The organism is Klenkia taihuensis, assembly GCF_900112525.1.
In the GTDB taxonomy this organism is placed as follows: Bacteria; Actinomycetota; Actinomycetes; order Mycobacteriales; family Geodermatophilaceae; genus Klenkia; species Klenkia taihuensis.
In genome coordinates this window covers 1014398-1031754 of record NZ_FOMD01000001.1, presented here as the reverse complement: position 1 = coordinate 1031754, position 17357 = coordinate 1014398, and the positions used below count along the sequence as shown (strand labels likewise).

Annotated in this window: 14 protein-coding genes and 1 tRNA gene; 7 read left to right on the top strand and 8 right to left on the bottom strand. The window is 75.1% G+C overall.

Going from position 1 to position 17357, the window contains the following annotated elements:
* Positions 1-59: 59 nt before the first annotated feature.
* The 3 genes from BM158_RS05125 to BM158_RS05115 form a co-directional block, all read right to left on the bottom strand.
* Entirely contained in the window at positions 60-2609 is a 2550-nt protein-coding gene (locus tag BM158_RS05125; protein WP_091555223.1) for a bifunctional diguanylate cyclase/phosphodiesterase, read from the bottom strand.
* A gap of 578 nt (positions 2610-3187) precedes the next feature.
* The gene (locus tag BM158_RS21700; protein ID WP_091555222.1) at positions 3188-5146 is read right to left on the bottom strand and encodes a hypothetical protein; all 1959 of its coding nucleotides are present in this window, start codon (positions 5144-5146) and stop codon (positions 3188-3190) included.
* Positions 5143-5424 carry a hypothetical protein gene (locus BM158_RS05115; protein WP_091555220.1) on the bottom strand — a complete coding sequence of 94 codons (282 nt, stop codon included), beginning with the start codon at positions 5422-5424 and terminating at the stop codon, positions 5143-5145. Before BM158_RS05115 ends, BM158_RS21700 begins: the two co-directional genes overlap by 4 nt.
* A 109-nt stretch (positions 5425-5533) precedes the next feature.
* Between BM158_RS05115 and BM158_RS05110 the strand changes: the two genes are divergently transcribed.
* Positions 5534-5962 carry a pilus assembly protein TadG-related protein gene (locus tag BM158_RS05110; RefSeq protein ID WP_229827633.1) on the top strand — a complete coding sequence of 143 codons (429 nt, stop codon included), beginning with the start codon at positions 5534-5536 and terminating at the stop codon, positions 5960-5962.
* A gap of 65 nt (positions 5963-6027) precedes the next feature.
* Here the strand turns inward: BM158_RS05110 and BM158_RS05105 are convergent.
* Positions 6028-6109, bottom strand: a tRNA-Tyr gene (locus tag BM158_RS05105).
* A gap of 81 nt (positions 6110-6190) precedes the next feature.
* On the opposite strand from BM158_RS05105, the gene BM158_RS05100 reads away from it, so the two are divergent.
* Complete coding sequence (locus tag BM158_RS05100) at positions 6191-6682, top strand: YajQ family cyclic di-GMP-binding protein (protein ID WP_091555217.1); 492 nt, start codon at positions 6191-6193, stop codon at positions 6680-6682.
* Here BM158_RS05100 and htpX read toward each other — a convergent pair.
* Positions 6673-7545 (bottom strand): zinc metalloprotease HtpX, encoded by an 873-nt coding sequence (htpX, locus tag BM158_RS05095; RefSeq protein WP_091555214.1) that lies wholly within the window; start codon positions 7543-7545, stop codon positions 6673-6675. The genes BM158_RS05100 and htpX overlap by 10 nt on opposite strands.
* A 104-nt stretch (positions 7546-7649) precedes the next feature.
* On the opposite strand from htpX, the gene BM158_RS05090 reads away from it, so the two are divergent.
* The 4 genes from BM158_RS05090 (at position 7650) to BM158_RS05075 (ending at position 12989) form a co-directional block, all read left to right on the top strand.
* A complete protein-coding gene (locus tag BM158_RS05090) occupies positions 7650-8468 on the top strand; it encodes a GAF and ANTAR domain-containing protein (RefSeq protein ID WP_091555212.1) in 819 nt (272 codons plus the stop codon).
* 99 nt (positions 8469-8567) lie between these two features.
* Positions 8568-10505 carry a 2-oxoacid:acceptor oxidoreductase subunit alpha gene (locus tag BM158_RS05085; RefSeq protein ID WP_091555210.1) on the top strand — a complete coding sequence of 646 codons (1938 nt, stop codon included), beginning with the start codon at positions 8568-8570 and terminating at the stop codon, positions 10503-10505.
* Positions 10502-11617, top strand: coding sequence for a 2-oxoacid:ferredoxin oxidoreductase subunit beta (locus BM158_RS05080; RefSeq protein WP_229827634.1), 1116 nt, complete (start codon positions 10502-10504; stop codon positions 11615-11617). Before BM158_RS05085 ends, BM158_RS05080 begins: the two co-directional genes overlap by 4 nt.
* Before the next feature lie 40 nt (positions 11618-11657).
* Positions 11658-12989 (top strand): cytochrome P450, encoded by a 1332-nt coding sequence (locus tag BM158_RS05075; protein WP_229827635.1) that lies wholly within the window; start codon positions 11658-11660, stop codon positions 12987-12989.
* On the opposite strand, the gene BM158_RS05070 is transcribed toward BM158_RS05075, so the two are convergent.
* Positions 12979-14328, bottom strand: a complete 1350-nt coding sequence (locus BM158_RS05070; protein WP_091555208.1) for an aminotransferase-like domain-containing protein — start codon at positions 14326-14328, stop codon at positions 12979-12981. The two genes, BM158_RS05075 and BM158_RS05070, sit on opposite strands and share 11 nt — an antisense overlap.
* A 69-nt stretch (positions 14329-14397) precedes the next feature.
* On the opposite strand from BM158_RS05070, the gene BM158_RS05065 reads away from it, so the two are divergent.
* Positions 14398-15066 carry a pyridoxamine 5'-phosphate oxidase family protein gene (locus BM158_RS05065; protein WP_409359881.1) on the top strand — a complete coding sequence of 223 codons (669 nt, stop codon included), beginning with the start codon at positions 14398-14400 and terminating at the stop codon, positions 15064-15066.
* On the opposite strand, the gene BM158_RS05060 is transcribed toward BM158_RS05065, so the two are convergent.
* On the bottom strand, positions 15050-16237 hold the full coding sequence (locus BM158_RS05060; protein ID WP_091556346.1) for a PQQ-dependent sugar dehydrogenase: 1188 nt from the start codon (positions 16235-16237) through the stop codon (positions 15050-15052). The genes BM158_RS05065 and BM158_RS05060 overlap by 17 nt on opposite strands.
* Before the next feature lie 26 nt (positions 16238-16263).
* A complete protein-coding gene (locus BM158_RS05055) occupies positions 16264-17328 on the bottom strand; it encodes a polyprenyl synthetase family protein (protein ID WP_091555204.1) in 1065 nt (354 codons plus the stop codon).
* Positions 17329-17357: the final 29 nt, after the last annotated feature.

The following is a 17357-nucleotide window of genomic DNA, read 5'->3' as shown; positions in this document are numbered from 1 at the left end:
GCCTCGCGGCCCGGTGCGCGTGCCCCTCTCGGAGCGTGCTCGAGAACCCTAGCAAACGCTCACGAGCGCACGAACAACCGGCGGTGCGGGGCCCCCGGCGCGGCGGACCGGACGCCGGTGCGGGCCAGCAGCCAGTTCTCCAGCCGGTCGTCCGGCAGCGGACGGCTGACCAGGAAGCCCTGCAGCTTGTCGCAGCCCATCTCGGCCAGCAGGTCGCGGGTGACCTCGTCCTCCACGCCCTCGGCGACCACCCGCAGGCCCAGGTTGTGGGCGAGCTCGACGATGGAGCGGGCGATGAACGACTCGCTCTGGCTGGTGGACATGCCCAGCACGAAGGACTTGTCGATCTTGAGCTCGTCGATGGGCAGCTGGCGCAGCTGGGACAGCGAGGAGTAGCCGGTGCCGAAGTCGTCCATAGACAGCCGCAGGCCCAGGGCGTGCAGGTCGGCCAGCACCGTGGAGTTGCGCACGGAGTCGTCGACGACGATGCCCTCGGTCAGCTCGAGGGTCAGCAGCGAGCCGGGGACGCCGTGCCGCCGCAGGGCCGCGCGGACGCGGTCGACCAGGTCGGGCTCGGCCAGGCACTTGGCGGAGAGGTTGACCGCGACCGACAGCGCGATGTCCTGGTCCAGCCACTTGCGGCAGCGTTCCAGCGCCAGGTCGAGCACGTAGTCGGTGACCGCGCCGATGCGGCCGATCTGCTCGGCCAGGCCGATGAAGTCGTCCGGCGGCACGTTGCCGTAGCGCGGGTGGGCCCAGCGCACGAGCGTCTCGACGGAGACGATGTCGGAGGTGCGGGTGTCCACGATGGGTTGGAACACCACGGTGATCTGCTTCTCGGCCATCGCGGACTCGAGCTCGGTGCCCAGCTGCAGGCGGCGCAGGCTCTGCTGGTCCAGGACCGGGTGGTAGCTCGCCACCCCACCGGAGCTGTGGCCGGCCAGCAGGGCGACGTCGGCGCGCTGCATGAGGGTGCCGGAGGTGTCCCCGTGCACCGGCGCCGCGGCGACGCCGAAGGTGAGCAGGACGTCGAGGTCCAGCCCGGCCACGCGGGCCCGGGTGGCGGCCGCGTCGCGCAGTCGCCGGGCGGCCCGCTCGGTGGCCGGGAGGCTCAGCCCGGGCAGCAGGACGGCGAACTGGCCGCCCTCCATCCGGGCGACCAGCGCGCGGGGCGGGGCGTGCTCGCGCAGCAGGCCGGCGGTGACCAGCAGCAGCTCGTCGCTGGCGGCGTGCCCCAGGGTGTCGGTGACCTCGGTGTAGTTGTCCAGCGAGGCGAACACCAGGCCGGCGCGCACGTCGCCGGGCTCGGCGGACAGCAGGGTGTCGATCTCGACCGCCAGCCGCTGCCGGTTCGGCAGGCCGGTCAGGGCGTCGTGGTCGGCGTCGTACCGGATGCGGGTCAGCAGCTGCTGCTGCCGGATCGCGGCGTTGACGTGCGTGAGCATGGCGTCCAGCGCTGCCCGGTCGCCCGCCTCGAACGACACCAGGTCGCTGCGCCGGTCACAGACCTCGAGGTAGCCGTGCTCCCCCGCCGCCGTCACGACCGGAGCGCCGAGCACCTCGTCGGCACCCCGACGCGCCAGGGCCGCGGATTCCTCGTCGGTCGCGGTGGCGGAGGCCACCAGGACCGGCCCGCCCCCGACCGGGTCCACCGCCCGGCGGCGGATGGGGTCCTCGGGGTCGCTGGGGCCGGCGTACCAGTCCGGCACCTCGGCGTTCCCCACGACGACCAGACGGGGTCCGTCCTCCAGGAAGGGGGGCAACCACAGCGCGACCCGCTCAGCGTTGAGCAGCTCGCGCACCGCTGAGGCGATCTGCCGCACGCCGGCCTCGTCCGGGCTGACCTCCTCCACCCGGCGGGCGAAGTCGTACACCTGCTGGACGGTCCTGCGCTCCCGACCGACCCTCGCGGTGGTCCGGAAGAGCAGGAGCACCGCGATCACCAGCGGGAGGACCACGACGAGGGTCCAGGCGCTCGACCCGACCAGGATGAGCACGACGATGGCGATGCCCACCCCCAGTACCGGCATGACGATGCCGGTGGCGAGCATGCCGCGCCAGAATTCCCAGCCCGGGGGGCCGGCGGTGAGGGTGATCGCTGTCGAGACGAGCAGCGTCCCGCCCAGCGTGCTGGCGATGAGGGCGGTCAGCAGCGCCAGCCAGGTCAGGGGCTCGGCGATGTCCAGCGACCCGAAGGCTCCGAGGACGAGCCCGGCCAGGGCGACCTCGAGTGCGCCGTTCGCGATGTTGAACACCAGCTTGGGGAGCTGGTAGCGCTGGTGGACCAGCGTGACGAGGAGGGCCAGGGTGCGGGCGACGAACGTCCAGAACGGCCCCACCTCCAACAGGCCGATGACCAGCACGAGGTCCATCAGCGAGAAGGCGTAGGTCTCCCTGCCGAACTCCACGTGCAGCGGCACGGACTCGGCGACGACCCCGCCGACGAAGACCAGCCCGACGACCCACCACGAGACCGGGCCGATCGCGGGGTGCAGCACGGGCACGCCGAACGCGACGGCGAGCACCACGGCGAGCAGCGTCGGGGCCCACGGGCTCCGGTGCAGCGCTCTGCGCGGGGCGCCCGCGGTGCTGGGAGCGTCGACCACCATCGTCCTGCCTGTCGGAGCAGCAATGGCGCGAGGCTAACAGTGAGTGACCACGTTCTCTGCGTCTTCTCACCCTGGCGGGGTGGCTGACTACGTTGCGCCACCCCGCCCGTGCGATCGGGGTCGATCAGCCCCACTTGGTGACGCGGCCCCACTTCGTGACGCGGCCCCACTTGGTCACGCGGGTGGCAGGGGACATAGCGGTGGTGCTGGACATGACGCCTCCTCAGGCATGGGTGGACTGCACGAGTGCGGCAGCCGCCCACGCGGGGGCAGAGCAAGGTCGGCAAGGACCGCTGCGAGCAGGTTGCGAGGGCGTCACCCGTCCGGGCAAGTCGTTGACAGCCCGATCAGGTGGAGCGTGGTCGCGTCGCTACTCTGCGTCGAAGCTTAACGACCTCAAGTCACTGAGCCGGGTGACATCCGGCCGTGTCGCCGCGTGTCGGTGGTTGCCTGCGTCACGGAGGCCGTTCCACTGCTCACCGGCCCCGCGTCCGACACGCGCGGGCCGGGAGGGTCGACCCGATTCGGCTCCCGCGCGGTCGTGTCGTGACCTTCCGGCGCCGGGTCCGCACTGCGGGTCAGAACAGCCGCGCGACGGGTGACCCGCCTCGCCGGAGCTCGCCGAGCGGGGACGCCACGTCCGGTGGCGCCACCGCGCTGACCGGCAGGGGCGCCGGCAACCGCAGGGCTCGCAGCACCTGCTCGTACGCCAGCCCCGCACCGCCGGGCGCGCCGACGAGCCGGGTGGCGTCGGCCACGGCACCCGGGGCACCGCGCAGCAGCGGCGCCGCCGGACGGTCGGTGACGCCGAAGCCGACGGCACCCAGCACCGTGTCGACCACCGGGCCCGCCACCAACGGCACCGTGCCCGGCAGCAGCGAGAAGACCAGCTCGGCCTCCTTGCGCAGGAACTGCTCGTCGACGGCGGCGGCGTCCGCGCGGGCGGTGCCCACCAGGTGGGCCACGGTCGCGGCCTGGTCCCGCACCGCGGTGAGCGCACCGACCAGCACCGTGACGTCCAGCCCCGCCGGCAGGGTCGCCACCGCCCCCTCCAGCGCGGGCACCACCACCCGCGCGGCCGCGCGCTCCGCCAGCAGCGCCGTCGCCCCGGCCAGCACCGCCACCGCGCCGGGCGCGGCCGGGTCGAGCAACCGGGCGACGACCAGGTCCGGGTGGGCCGCCACCACGGCGGCGAGCTCGGGGGCCACCCGCGCCCAGGTCGCCGGCAGCGCGGTGACCACGTGGTCCCCGCCCGGGACGAACGGTGCCCCCGCGGACAGCAGCGCGGCCGTGGCGACCACCGGGGCGGCCGCGTCGCGCGCGGCCAGGCCCACCAGGTCGGCCAGCGCCGCACCGCCGTCCGCCCAGGGGCGCGACAGCAGCGCCGTCCACGCAGCGGGCGTGTCGAGCGCGCCGGCGGCGAGCTCGGACCGCCGGGACCCCACCAGTGCGCCCACGACGACGGCCACCGGGTCGGTGGCCCGGCTGGCCACCCGGTCGGCCGCCGACAGACCCTGCTCCCGCTCGCGGGCCAGCAGGGACGGCAGCCAGCCGGCCGCCAGGGCCGCTCCCCCGCCCGCCGCGACCACCGCCCCCATGCCGAGCGCGACCTGGTCGGGGACGCCGTCGGGGTCCAGCGGGTCGAGCACGGCCGACAGCAGGCCGGGCGCGCGCGTCGCCGACGACGCGGCCGCGGTGAACGCCACGGCCAGCCCGCCGGCCACCCTGTCGTCGGGGCCGGCCAGCAGGAGCACCTGCTGCAGCCCGGGCGCGCCGAGCCGCTCCACGAGGGCACCGGCGACCAGGGGGTCGGCGAGCAGCCCGGCGTGCTCGTCCAGGACGCGCGCGACCTCGTCGGTGCCTGCCGCACCGGTCAGGGCAACGGCGACGTCGGTGCCCAGGGCCGACCGCACCGCCGCGCCGTACGCCGGCAGCAGCACGGCCAGGTGCAGGCGGACACCGTCGGCCGTCGAGGCGCCGCCGCGGGACGGACCGACACCCAGGTCGGCGGCCGCGGCCCCCAGCGCGGCGGCCGCGACGGCCGCGTCCTCGCCGACCGAGGCCAGCAGCGCGGCGTGCTCGGCCGCCCGTGCCGCGTCGGCCGCCACGACGTCGGCGACCAGGGCCGCGGCGGCCGGGTCCTCGGTCACCGAGGACACCTGGGCGGCGGGGTCGACGAGGGTGGCCAGCCGCAGCTCCGCGCGGTCGAGGTCGGCGGCCTGCCGGTCGCGCAGCACCACGATCCGGGCCCGGGCCGCCACGACGGCCTCGCGGTGGCCGGCCACGGCGCCGAGGGCGGCTGTGACCGCGTCGTGCACCGCGCCCACGACCTGCCGGGTCGCCCCGACCTCCGCGGCCGCCGCGGCCGCGTCGGCCCCGAGCCACCCGGGCGCCTGGGTGGCCGGGCCCGCCAGGTGGGCCTCCAGCACACCGAGCACGAACCCGGCCGCGGCCAGGCCGTCGACGGCGGCGGCCAGGGCGTGCGGGTCGCCCTCCGGGTCGGGCAGCGGGACCGGCGGCGGGAGGACCGTGCTCACCGGGCGGCGACCGACCCGCGCGGGGCCAGCAGGGACCCGTCGAGGCCGGCCCAGTCGTCGGCGACCGCGCCGACCGTGGACCCCAGCCAGTGCAGCTCCCCCACCAGGTGCCCGCCCGCCACGGCGACGGCCTGGGTGAAGACCACCAGCGCGGGCTGGAGGGGGCCGCCGACCGCGGCGTCGGGGAGCCGGGCCGGGACCTCGGCCGCGGTGTCGCCGCAGCCGTGCAGCGCGGCCGCCAGGCCGTACAGCTCCGCGGGCGGCACCTGGATCGTCATGCCGGGAGTGTGCGACGCCCCGCCGACCTGCCGGCCCGGTCGTCCACAGGTGGGGACGCCGTCCACAGCAGCGCACCACCCGGGCCCCGCCGCACCTACAGTTCCGCCGGTGAGCAGGCCGTGGACCGGGTCGGAGGAGGGCTCCAGCCTGCCCTTCGTCCTGGTCTGCTGGCTGGTCGCGGCGCTGATGGCCTTCGGGGCCATCGCTGCGTCGGACGCCTTCCTGGAGCAGCAGCGGGTGCAGTCGGCCTGCGACGGCGCCGCCCTGGCGGCGGCCAACCAGACCGGCAACGGGGCGGTGTACTCCCGCGGCGTGGCCGGCTACCTGCCGCTGGACCAGGCCTCCGCCGAGGTGGCGGTGGCCGACCAGCTCGCCGACGGCGGCACCCGGCTGGACGCCTGGTCGGTGGCCGTCGACGGCGTGGAGGCCACCGTGACCTGCACCCGGGCCGTACCGATCGCGTTCGGGTGGCTGTTCCTGGGCGGGCAGCCGCTCGAGCGCACCGCCGTGGCCAGCGCCCGCGCACCCACCGCCTGAACCCGACGCGGCCGGGAGACGACGACGGCCCCCGACCAGGAGGTCGGGGGCCGTCGCACCAGGCGTGGCGGGTGAAGGATTCGAACCTTCGTAGGCTAAGCCGACGGATTTACAGTCCGCTCCCATTGGCCACTCGGGCAACCCGCCGTGTGCTGTGGTGCCCGACGAGCGTACAAGACCGGCGGAGCCGCCCCACCAGGTGGCTCGCCGAGGAGGGAAGGAACCCCCATGGCAGATGCGTCCTTCGACGTCGTGAGCAAGGTCGACCGCCAGGAGGTCGACAACGCGCTGAACCAGGCCGGCAAGGAGCTGTCCCAGCGGTTCGACTTCCGGGGCACCAACGCGAGCATCGCCTGGGCCGGCGAGGAGGGGGTCACCCTCACCGCCGACACCGAGGAGCGGGTCGCCGCCGCCCTGGAGGTGTTCAAGGAGAAGCTGGTCAAGCGGGGCATCTCGATGAAGGCCGTCGACGCCGGCGAGCCGCAGGCCTCGGGCAAGACCTACAAGATCTCCGCGACCATCCAGCAGGGCATCGCCTCGGACAAGGCCAAGCAGATCGCCAAGACCATCCGCGACGAGGGCCCCAAGGGCGTCCAGGCGCAGATCCAGGGCGACCAGCTGCGGGTCAGCGGGAAGAAGCGGGACGACCTGCAGGCGGTCCAGCAGCTGCTGAAGAGCAAGGACTTCGAGATCGCCCTGCAGTTCGACAACTACCGCTGACCGGTCTCCCGGGCCAGCTGCTCCAGCCGAGCGATCCGCTCGGCCATCGGGGGGTGGGTGGCGAACATCGACGCCGCGCCCGCCCCCCGGAAGGGGTTGGCGATCATCAGGTGGCTCTGGCTGACCAGCCGCTGGTCCTGGGGCAGCGGCCGGGCGGCCACCCCCCGGTCCAGCTTGCGCAGCGCCGAGGCCAGCGCCAGCGGGTCGGCCGACAGCTGGGCGCCCGACGCGTCGGCCTGGTACTCCCGGCTGCGGCTGACCGCCATCTGCACCAGGCCGGCGGCCAGCGGGCCGAGCAGCACCAGCAGCAGGCCGCCCAGGGCGTTGCCGCCGCTGCGCTCGTCCCGGCCGCCGAACAGGCTGGTGAACATGGTCATCTGCGCGGCGAAGGTGATCGCGGTGGCCATCGCCCCCGCCACCGAGCTGATCAGGATGTCGCGGTTGTGGACGTGCGAGAGCTCGTGGGCCAGCACGCCGCGCAGCTCGCGGCGGTCCAGCAGCTCGAGGATGCCCTGGGTGCAGCACACCGCCGCGTTGCGCGGGTTGCGGCCGGTGGCGAAGGCGTTGGGCTGGTCGGTGGGGCTGACGTAGAGCCGCGGCATGGGCTGGCGGGCCCCGGTGGCCAACTCGCGGACGATCGCGTACAGCTGCGGCGCCTGGGTCTCGGTGACCGGGAAGGCCCGCATCGACCGCAGGGCCAGCTTGTCGCTGTTGAAGTACGCGTAGCCGTTGATGCCCAGGGCGACCACCAGCGCGACGGCCAGGCCGCCCCGTCCGCCCAGCAGCGCACCGATCGCCAGGATGATCCCGGCCATCAGGCCGAGCAGCAGGGCGGTCCGGAGACCGTTGTTCCAGCGGTGCACGCCCGGACAACGCGGTGGGCCGGGGCGCCGTTCCCCAGGCCCCCGGCGGGGCGACCGGCCCGGCGGAGGTTTGCCGGGGCTGCCGGTGAGCAATCCCCGGTCCCATGAGCGCCGACACGGACACCGGTGAGCACGAGCGCGTCGCCGCCCCCGGTGCCGACGACCTGAACCGCGCCACCGGGCTGGGCAGCCTGGACCTGGTGACCCGGGTGGCCACGGCGCAGCCGGCGGCGGTCGGTCTCGTGGTGGACGCGCTGACCGGCCCGGACGCGCACGGACGCGACGTCACGGAGCTGCTGCAGCTGGTGGCGCGCACCGCCACGGCCACCATCGACGACTGCGACTCCGCGGGGGTGACCGTCGTCCAGGAGGGCACGCCGTTCACCTCGGCCTGGACCGACGAGCGCACCCTGGCCGTCGACCGGGACCAGTACGACGTCGACGACGGACCGTGCCTGCACGCCGTCCGCACCGGGTCCTGCGTGCGGGTGACGGTGTCCGAGGCCGCCGAGCTGTGGCCGGACTTCACCCGCGCGGCGACCGCGGACGGTGTGCTGGCCTTCCTCGCCTGCCCGCTCGTGGTCGACGGGACCCGGTTCGGTGCGCTCAACCTCTACAGCCGGTCGATGGACGGGTTCTCCGACCACGACGAGGCCCTGGCCACGCTGATCAGCCGCATCGCCAGCGGTCTGGTCGCCGGGCAGCTGCGCCAGCACCGGTCGGCCACGCTGATCTCCCAGCTCGAGGAGGCGATCGCCTCGCGCGCGGTCATCGAGCAGGCGAAGGGTGCGATCGCCGTCGTCCGGCAGGTCTCCCCCGACGACGCCTTCGGGATCCTGCGCACCGTCAGCCAGGAGACCAACGTCAAGCTGCGCGAAGTGGCGGCCCGCACCCTGCGGGAGTTCGGCGCGCTGCTGGGCTGACCCGCCCGGGCGGCGGCGTGTGCTCGATCACCTCGGGCTCCTGACGGCCCGGCCGACCGTCACGGGAACGTAATCTCGGCCGGTGGAGGTACTTCCCTGATGACTGGCACAACCTCGGAGACCGCTCCGCAGACCCAGGCCTCGGCGCCCGGCGGTCTGGTGAAGGACGTCGTGACGCTGGACCGCGTCGTCATCCGGCTGGCCGGTGACTCCGGCGACGGCATGCAGCTGACCGGCAACCGGTTCACCAGCGAGACCGCGTCGCTGGGCAACGACGTGTCCACGCTGCCGAACTTCCCGGCCGAGATCCGGGCCCCCACGGGCACCCTGCCCGGCGTCTCCAGCTTCCAGCTGCACTTCGCCGACCACGACATTATGACCCCCGGGGACGCCCCGGACGTGCTGGTCGCGATGAACCCGGCCGCGCTGAAGGCCAACCTGGCCGACCTGCCCGGCGGCGGGCTGCTGATCGTGGACTCCGACGAGTTCACCGCCCGCAACCTGGCCAAGGTGGGCTACGCGGAGAACCCGCTGGAGGACGGCTCGCTGGAGGGCTGGCAGCTGGTCAGCGTGCCGCTGACCAGCATGACCACCGACGCGCTCGCCGACTCCGGTCTGGGGAAGAAGGAGGCCGAGCGCAGCAAGAACATGTTCACCCTCGGCCTGCTGTCGTGGATGTACCACCGGCCGACCGAGGGCACGATCCGCTTCCTGGAGCGCCAGTTCCGCCGGAAGCCGGAGATCGCCGCGGCCAACATCGCCGCCTTCCGGGCGGGGTTCAACTACGGCGAGACGACCGAGGCGTTCGCGGTCTCCTACGAGATCAAGCCCGCCCCGATGGCCCCGGGCACCTACCGCAACATCTCGGGCAACCAGGCGCTGGCCTACGGCCTGGTCGCCGCCGGCGTCCGGTCCGGCCTGCCGGTCTTCCTGGGCGCCTACCCGATCACCCCGGCCTCGGACGTGCTGCACGAGCTGAGCAAGCACAAGGCCTTCGGCGTGCGCACCTTCCAGGCCGAGGACGAGATCGCCGGCATCGGCGCCGCCCTGGGCGCCAGCTTCGGCGGTGCGCTGGGCGTGACGACGACGTCGGGCCCCGGTGTCGCGCTGAAGTCCGAGACCGTGGGGCTGGCGGTGATGACCGAGCTGCCGCTGGTCATCGTCGACGTGCAGCGCGGCGGTCCCTCGACCGGCCTGCCCACCAAGACCGAGCAGTCGGACCTGCTGCAGGCGATGTTCGGCCGCAACGGCGAGGCCCCGGTGCCCGTGGTGGCCCCCCGGTCGCCGGCGGACTGCTTCGACGCCGCGATCGAGGCCGCGCGGATCGCGCTGACCTACCGCACCCCGGTGTTCCTGCTGTCGGACGGCTACCTGGCCAACGGCGCCGAGCCGTGGTCGGTCCCCGACACCGACTCGCTGCCCGACCTGCGGGTGGAGTTCGCGACCGAGCCCAACGGCACCGACGCCGCCGGCGACCCGGTCTTCCTGCCCTACCTGCGGGACCCGGAGACGCTGGCCCGGCCGTGGGCGGTGCCCGGCACGAAGGCGCTGCAGCACCGCATCGGCGGGCTGGAGAAGGCCGACGGCACCGGCAACATCTCCTACGACCCGGCCAACCACGACCACATGACCCGCATCCGGCAGGCCAAGGTCGACGGCATCGCCGCGTCCCTGCCGCCCACCGAGGTGGACGACCCCGACGGCGACGCCAAGGTCCTGGTCATCGGGTGGGGCTCGACCTACGGGCCGATCGGTGCCGCCTGCCGGCGGATCCGCCGCTCGGGCCGCTCCATCGCGCAGGTCCACCTGCGCCACGTCAACCCGCTGCCGGCCGACCTCGGCGACATCATCCGGTCCTACGACCGCGTGGTGTGCCCGGAGATGAACCTCGGCCAGCTGTCCCTGCTGCTGCGCGCCGAGTACCTGGTCGACGTGCACAGCCACACCCAGGTGCGCGGGCTGCCCTTCCGGGCCGCCGAGCTCGCCGCCGTCCTGCAGGACGTCATCGACAGCACCGGACCGGAGGTCCAGTCGTGACCACCCACCCCATCGACGAGCACGTCCACGAGCTGGGCATGCCGGCCTTCGACCAGCGGATCGCCGACGCCGTCGCGCGCTCGGTGGAGCTGGGCGGGGAGAAGCAGACCACGCTCAAGGCCAAGGACCTCAAGACCGACCAGGAGGTCCGGTGGTGCCCCGGCTGCGGGGACTACGTGATCCTCAACGCCGTCCAGTCGTTCCTGCCCAGCCTCGGCATCGCCCGCGAGGACATGGTCATCGTGTCCGGCATCGGCTGCTCGTCCCGCTTCCCGTACTACATGAACACCTACGGGATGCACTCCATCCACGGGCGGGCCCCGGCGATCGCCACCGGCCTGGCCGCCTCCCGGCCGGACCTGTCGGTGTGGGTCGTCACCGGTGACGGCGACGCGCTGTCGATCGGCGGCAACCACCTGATCCACACGCTGCGGCGCAACGTGAACCTGACGATCCTGCTGTTCAACAACCGGATCTACGGGCTCACCAAGGGCCAGTACTCCCCCACCTCCGAGCTGGGCAAGGTCACCAAGAGCACCCCGATGGGGTCGCTGGACCACCCGTTCAACCCGGTGAGCCTCGCCCTGGGGGCCGACGCCACCTTCGTCGGCCGGGCGATGGACTCCGACCGCAAGGGCCTCACCGAGGTGCTGCGGCAGGCCGCCGAGCACCAGGGCACCGCGCTGGTGGAGATCTACCAGAACTGCAACATCTTCAACGACGGCGCCTTCGAGCTGCTCAAGGACCCGTTGACCGGCACCCAGTGGTCGATCCCGCTGGTGCACGGGGAGAAGATCGTCTTCGGCCCGGACGGCGCCTCGTGCGTCGTGGCCGACGGCTGGGGCGGGCTGCGGGTGGCCGAGACCAACCAGGTGGACGAGGCCGACATCGTGGTGCACGACGCGCACCGCGAGGACCCGGCCTACGCCTTCGCGCTGTCCCGGCTGTCCAGCCAGGACCTGCGGTACACCCCGATGGGCGTCTTCCGCTCCGTGGCCAAGCCGACCTACGACGCCATGATGACCGACCAGCTCGAGGACGCCCGGTCCGGCCAGCCGGCCGACCTGGACCGCTTGCTCCGAGGGTCGGACACGTGGACAGTAGAGGCGTGACTCGCAGACACACCTATCTCCCCGCCGGGTACAGGCACCGGTGAGCGCCGGGCACGACACCGTCGTCGCGCCCGCCGCTCCCCCGCGGACGGCGACCGGCCGGCTGGTCGAGGACGTCGTCCTCGGTGCGCGGATCGGCGCCATGCGCGCCGGCGGCTACGTCCTCGCGCGGCGAGGTGACCGGGTGGCCCGGCTGCTGCACCGGCCGTGGCGGCTGGACCCCTACCCGGTCTACGCCGAGCTCCGGGCGGCCCAGCGCGCCGGCGGCGCGGTGCGCAGCCGCACCGGGCTGGCCGCGGTCGCCACCCACTCCTCGGTGGAGGCCGTGCTGCGCGACCGGCGGCTGGGGGTGCGGCTCTCCGACGGGCGCAGCCGCCTCGGCGAGGGCGACGGCCCGTCGCTGATGGAGCCGGTGGACCTGTCGCTGCTGACCATCGACCCGCCCGACCACACCCGGCTGCGCCGGCTCGCCCAGCCGGCCTTCGCGCCGCGGCGCCTGGCGCACTACCGGGAGGTCGCCGAGCAGGTGACCGGGGAGCTGCTGGACGCCGCCCTGGCCCGCGGCGGCCCGTTCGACCTGGTCACCGAGCTGGCCTCGCCGCTGCCGATCAGGGTGATCTCGGCGCTGCTGGACGTGCCCGACGTGGACAGCGCCCGCTTCGCCCGGTGGGGCCTGGCCCTGGGCTCGTCCCTGGAGGGCGTCCGCTCGCCGTCGCACGTGCGGGAGCTGACCCGGGCCACCGACGACCTGCGTGCCCTGTTCGGGCAGCTGCTGGAGCAGCGCCGGGCGCACCCCGGGGAGGACGTCGTCTCCACCCTGGCCGGCGCCGTCGACGGCGGCACGGCCACCCCCGACGAGGTGCTGGCGCTGGCCCAGCTGCTGCTGGTGGCCGGCTTCGAGACCACCACCAACCTGATCGGCAACGCGGTGCAGGCCATGCACCGCACGCCCGGGCAGTGGGCGGCGCTGGCCGCCGACCCGTCGCTGGCGGCGGCGGCCGTCGAGGAGACGCTGCGCTACGACCCGCCGGTGCAGCTGACCGCCCGGTTCGCGCACGAGGACGTCGAGATCGGCGACCTGCGGCTGCGCCGGGACAGCGGCGTGCTGGTGCTCCTGGCCAGCGCCAACCGCGACCCCGAGGTGCACCCCGACCCCGACCGCTTCGACCTGCACCGCGAGCAGGCCGCACCGCACCTGGCCTTCTCCGGCGGGGCCCACTACTGCCTGGGCGCGCCGCTGGCCCGGCTGGAGGGCGAGGTGGCCCTGCGGCTGCTGGCCGAGCGCGCACCGCGGCTGCGGCCGGCCGGGGACCCGGTGCCGCGGGTGGCCACCGTGCTGCGCGGCCCGCTGCACCTGCCCGTCACCGCCTGAGGCCGGCCAGCACCCCGGTCAGGGCGGCCAGCGCCGGGGCGAGGTCGGACCGGGCGGGGGCGGCCCAGCCGACCACCAGCCCGGCCCGCGGGTCGGCGAGCGACTGCTCGGCCAGCGTGCCCACCGCGACGCCGCGGGCCGCCAGGGCCGTCGCCGCCGAGGACTCCGTGCCGCGGTCGGACAGCGGGACCACCAGGTGCGCACCGGCGGCGTCCCCGACGCAGGTGTGCCCGGCGGCGGCCACCGCGGCGCGGACCAGCTCGCGGCGGGCGGCCAGCTCGCGGCGCAGCCGGCGCAGGTGCCGGGCCAGGTCGCCCGAGGCGGCCAGCGCGGCGAACACCCGCTGCCCGGACCGGCCGGGCCGCTGCCCGGTGGCGGTGCGCCGCTCGAGCAGCCGGTCGCGCAGGTCGGACGGGGCCACCAGCCAGCCGAGCCCGAGGGTGGGGGTGAGCACCTTGGACGCCGTCCCGAGGTGGACGACCACGTCGGGGGCGAGCGCGGCCAGCAGCGGCAGCGGGGCGACGTCGTAGCGCAGCTCGCCGTCGTAGTCGTCCTCCCAGACCGTGAAGCCCTCCGCCCGGGCCCGCTCGACCAGCGCGGTGCGGCGGGCGGCGGGCAGCCGGCCGCCGAGGGGGAACTGGTGCGCCGGGGTGCAGTAGACCGCGTCCAGCCCGGCGGGGACGGCGTCGACCACCAGGCCGTCGTCGTCGACCGGCAGCGGGACCACCTCGACGCCGGCCGCGCGCAGCGCGCCGACCGCGCGGCGGTAGCCGGGGTCCTCCACCCCGACCCGGGCGCCGGGACCCAGCAGGCCGGCCAGCTCGACGACCGCGGCCGACGTGCCCGCGGCGGCGAGCACGTCGCCGGGGTCGGCGGGCAGGCCGCGGTGGCGGAGCAGGTGGTCGACCACCGCGGCGCGGAGCACCGGGTCCCCGGCCGCGTCGTAGCCGGCGTCCGGGGGCCGGTCGCCGGCCGCCCGCCAGGCCCGGCGCCAGGCGGCCGGGTCCAGCACCTCGGTGCACGGCGCGCCCGGCCGCAGGTCCACCCCGGGGCCGGCCTCCGCGGGGGGACGCCCGGTCGCCGGGGCCGCGGGGACGGCGGCGCCGACCACGAAGGTGCCCACCCCGCGGCGGCCGGCCACCCAGCCCTCGGCGAGCAGCTGGTCGTAGGCCGCCGCGGTGACCGTGCGGCTGACGCCGAGCGCCCGGGCCAGCTCCCGGGTCGAGGGCAGCCGGTCGCCCGGGCGCAGCCACCGGGCCCCGCGCAGCCCGTCGGCCAGCTGCACGGCCAGCGGCACCCCCGAGCCCCGGTCGAGCACGACGGGGGGCGGCTCGGTCACCGGTGGCCTCCTGGAACAGGTGCGGATTGGCTCTCGGAGGATGCCACGGCCGCCACCACGATGGACGGCGTGAGCACCCCGCTGTCCCCCACGCCCCGCTCGACCGTGCGCCGCAACGCCGTCCGCGCCCGCACCGATCGCGCCGACCTGCACGCCGTCCTCGACGCCGGGCTGGTCGGCCACCTCGGCCTGGCCATGCCCAGCGGGCCGGTGGTGCTGCCGACCGGCTACGGCCGGGACGGCGAGACCCTCTACCTGCACGGCTCCAGCGGCGCGGCGTCCCTGCGGGCGGCGGCCGGGGGCGTGCCGGTCTGCTTCACCGTCACCCTGGTCGACGGCATCGTCTACGCGCGGTCGGCCTTCCACCACTCGATGAACCACCGGTCGGCGGTCGTGCAGGGCACCGCCCGGCTGGTGACCGACCCCGAGGAGCGGCTGCACGGGCTGGCCGTGCTCACCGAGCACCTGGCACCCGGGTCGTGGGACCACAGCCGGCGCCCGGACCGCAAGGAGCTGGCCGCGACCGCGGTGCTCGCGCTGGACCTGACCGAGGCCAGCGTGAAGATCCGCACCGGCCCGCCCGGTGAGGACGAGCGCGACCTCGTCGACCAGGGGGCCGGGCCCGCCGCCGACTGGGCCGGCGTCCTGCCGCTGCGCACGGTCTGGGGGGAGCCCGAGCCCTGCCCGCTGCTGCCCGCCGGCACCCCCGTGCCGGAGCGGGTCAGCTCGCGGGCGTGACGCGCAGCAGCTGGTCGGTGCCGTCGCCGTTGTCGGTGGTCAGGTACAGCGCGCCGTCCCCGCCCAGCTGCGGGCTGCGCACCCGGCCGTAGGTGCCCTCGAGCTCGGGGATGCGGAACTGCTCGACGAGCGAGCCGTCGTCGGCCAGCCGCAGCGCGAGGACGCCGGTGTCCTTCTGCACGCCCAGCAGCAGCAACCCGTCGTAGGCGCCCCACTGCTCGCCGTCGAGGAAGGTGATGCCCGAGACGGCGATGGTCGGGTCGCCGGAGGACCACACGGCCTCGATCGCGCCGGGGATCTCCGGGTCGGTCATGGGCACGCTCTCGTCGTACTCGCCCTCCCCGACCGGGTCCCAGCCGTAGTTGCCGCCGTCGGTGGCGAGGTTGACCTCGTCGTCGACCTGGCTGCCCTGCTCGGCGGTGTAGACCGCCCCCGTGCCCGGCTGCACGGCGATGCCCTGCACGTTGCGGTGGCCGTAGCCCACGACCGCGTGGGAGGTGGGGTCGGTGAGCTCGAGGAACGGGTTGTCCGCCGACGGCTGCCCGGTGACCGGGTCGACCCGCAGCAGCTTGCCGGCCAGCGTGGACAGGTCCTGCGGGTTGGTGCCGACCGCGTTGTCCCCGGTGCCGACCAGCAGCTGGCCGTCGCCGTCGAAGCGCAGCCGGCAGCCGCCGTGCCGGCCGGAGTCGGCGTTCACCGGGATGCCCCCGACCAGCGGGTCGGCGACGCGGGTGGCCGACGTCCAGTCCTCGTCGACGGTCCAGGCGGTGACCTCGATGCCCGGGCCGCCGTCCGCGCCGGCGTCGGCGACGCCCATGCAGGTGTAGAAGCGCCGGTCCTCGGCGAAGCCGGGGTCCAGGACCAGGCCCATCAGACCGGTCTCGCCCTCGGCCCAGAGGTCGTCGAGGTCGGCGGTGACCTCCTGCGCGGTGCCGTCGGGCAGGACGGCGGTGAACCCGCCGCCGCGCTGGTCGAGCAGCAGGGTGCCGTCGGGGGCCTGCGCGACGTCCCACGGGTGGTCCAGGCCGTCGAGCACCACCTCGACGTCGAGCGCGGGGGCGTCGGCCGGTGCCTGCGTGGCCGCGGCGTCGGCATCGGAGGTCGAGGTGCCGGACGAGCAGCCGGCGAGCAGGACGAGTCCGGTCAGCAGGGCGGCGGGGCGACGGATCACCCCGTCCACTCTCCCTGGTGTCGCGACTACGCGCTGCGGGTGACCACGTAGTCGCACAGGGCCGACAGCGCCTCGCGGACCTCGCCCTCGGGCACCCGGCCCAGCCGCGCCCGCGCGCGGTCGGCGTAGGAGTGCAGCACCTCGGTGGCGCGGGTCAGCGACGCCGACCCGCGCAGCAGCGCCAGCGCCTCGGCGTGCTCGGCGTCGTCGGTGATCGGGCCGGCGACCAGCTCGCGCAGCCGGGCCTCGGCCGGGTCGTCGCCGGCGCGCACCAGCAGCACCGGCAGCGTGGCGATGCCCTCGCGCAGGTCGGTGCCCGGCGACTTCCCCGACGTCCCGCCGTCGCTGACGATGTCGATGAGGTCGTCGGCGAGCTGGAAGGCGACCCCGATCTCCTCGGCGTAGGCGGTGAGGTCCTCGACCACGGTGCGGTCGACGCCGGCGAAGGTGGCGCCGAAGCGGGCCGAGGTGGCGACCAGCGAGCCGGTCTTGTCGGCCAGCACCGACAGGTGGTGCTCGATCGGGTCCTCGCCCTCGGCGGGGCCGACGGTCTCCCGGATCTGGCCGGTCACCAGCCGCTCGAAGGTGCGGGCCTGGATGCGCACGGCCTCGGGGCCGAGGTCGGCGAGCAGGTCCGAGGCCCGGGCGAAGAGGAAGTCGCCGGTGAGGATGGCGATGCTGTTGGACCAGCGGCTGTTGGCGCTGGGCGCACCGCGCCGGACGGCGGCCTCGTCCATGACGTCGTCGTGGTACAGCGTCGCCAGGTGGGTGAGCTCGCAGACCACGGCGGCGGCGACCACGTCGTCGGCCTCGGCGTCGCCCAGCTGCGCGGCCAGCAGGGCCAGCACGGGCCGGAAGCGCTTGCCGCCGGCGGTCATCAGGTGCGAGGCCGCCTCGGCCACGAACGGGGAGTCGCTGACGGCCGAGGCGTGCAGCAGGTCCTCGACCCGGGCCAGGCCCGCCGACAGCGAGTCACCCAGCGGGCCCTCGGGCAGCCACGAGCCCACGGTGGACGCCGGCCTGCCCGGCCGGTTCCACGCCTGCGTCTGGCTGCCGTCACCGGTTGCGGTGAGGGCGCTGGCTCCGCTCATCGTCGCTGAATCTAGTCGCCGCAGGCCGG

Excerpts from the sequence above, each read along its gene's own strand:
- BM158_RS05125 (WP_091555223.1), bottom strand. The coding sequence starts at position 2,609 with ATGGTGGTCGACGCTCCCAGCACCGCGGGCGCCCCGCGCAGAGCGCTG.
- BM158_RS05115 (WP_091555220.1), bottom strand. The coding sequence starts at position 5,424 with ATGACGATCCAGGTGCCGCCCGCGGAGCTGTACGGCCTGGCGGCCGCG.
- BM158_RS05100 (WP_091555217.1), top strand. The coding sequence starts at position 6,191 with ATGGCAGATGCGTCCTTCGACGTCGTGAGCAAGGTCGACCGCCAGGAG.
- BM158_RS05090 (WP_091555212.1), top strand. The coding sequence starts at position 7,650 with ATGAGCGCCGACACGGACACCGGTGAGCACGAGCGCGTCGCCGCCCCC.
- BM158_RS05085 (WP_091555210.1), top strand. The coding sequence starts at position 8,568 with ATGACTGGCACAACCTCGGAGACCGCTCCGCAGACCCAGGCCTCGGCG.
- BM158_RS05055 (WP_091555204.1), bottom strand. The coding sequence starts at position 17,328 with ATGAGCGGAGCCAGCGCCCTCACCGCAACCGGTGACGGCAGCCAGACG.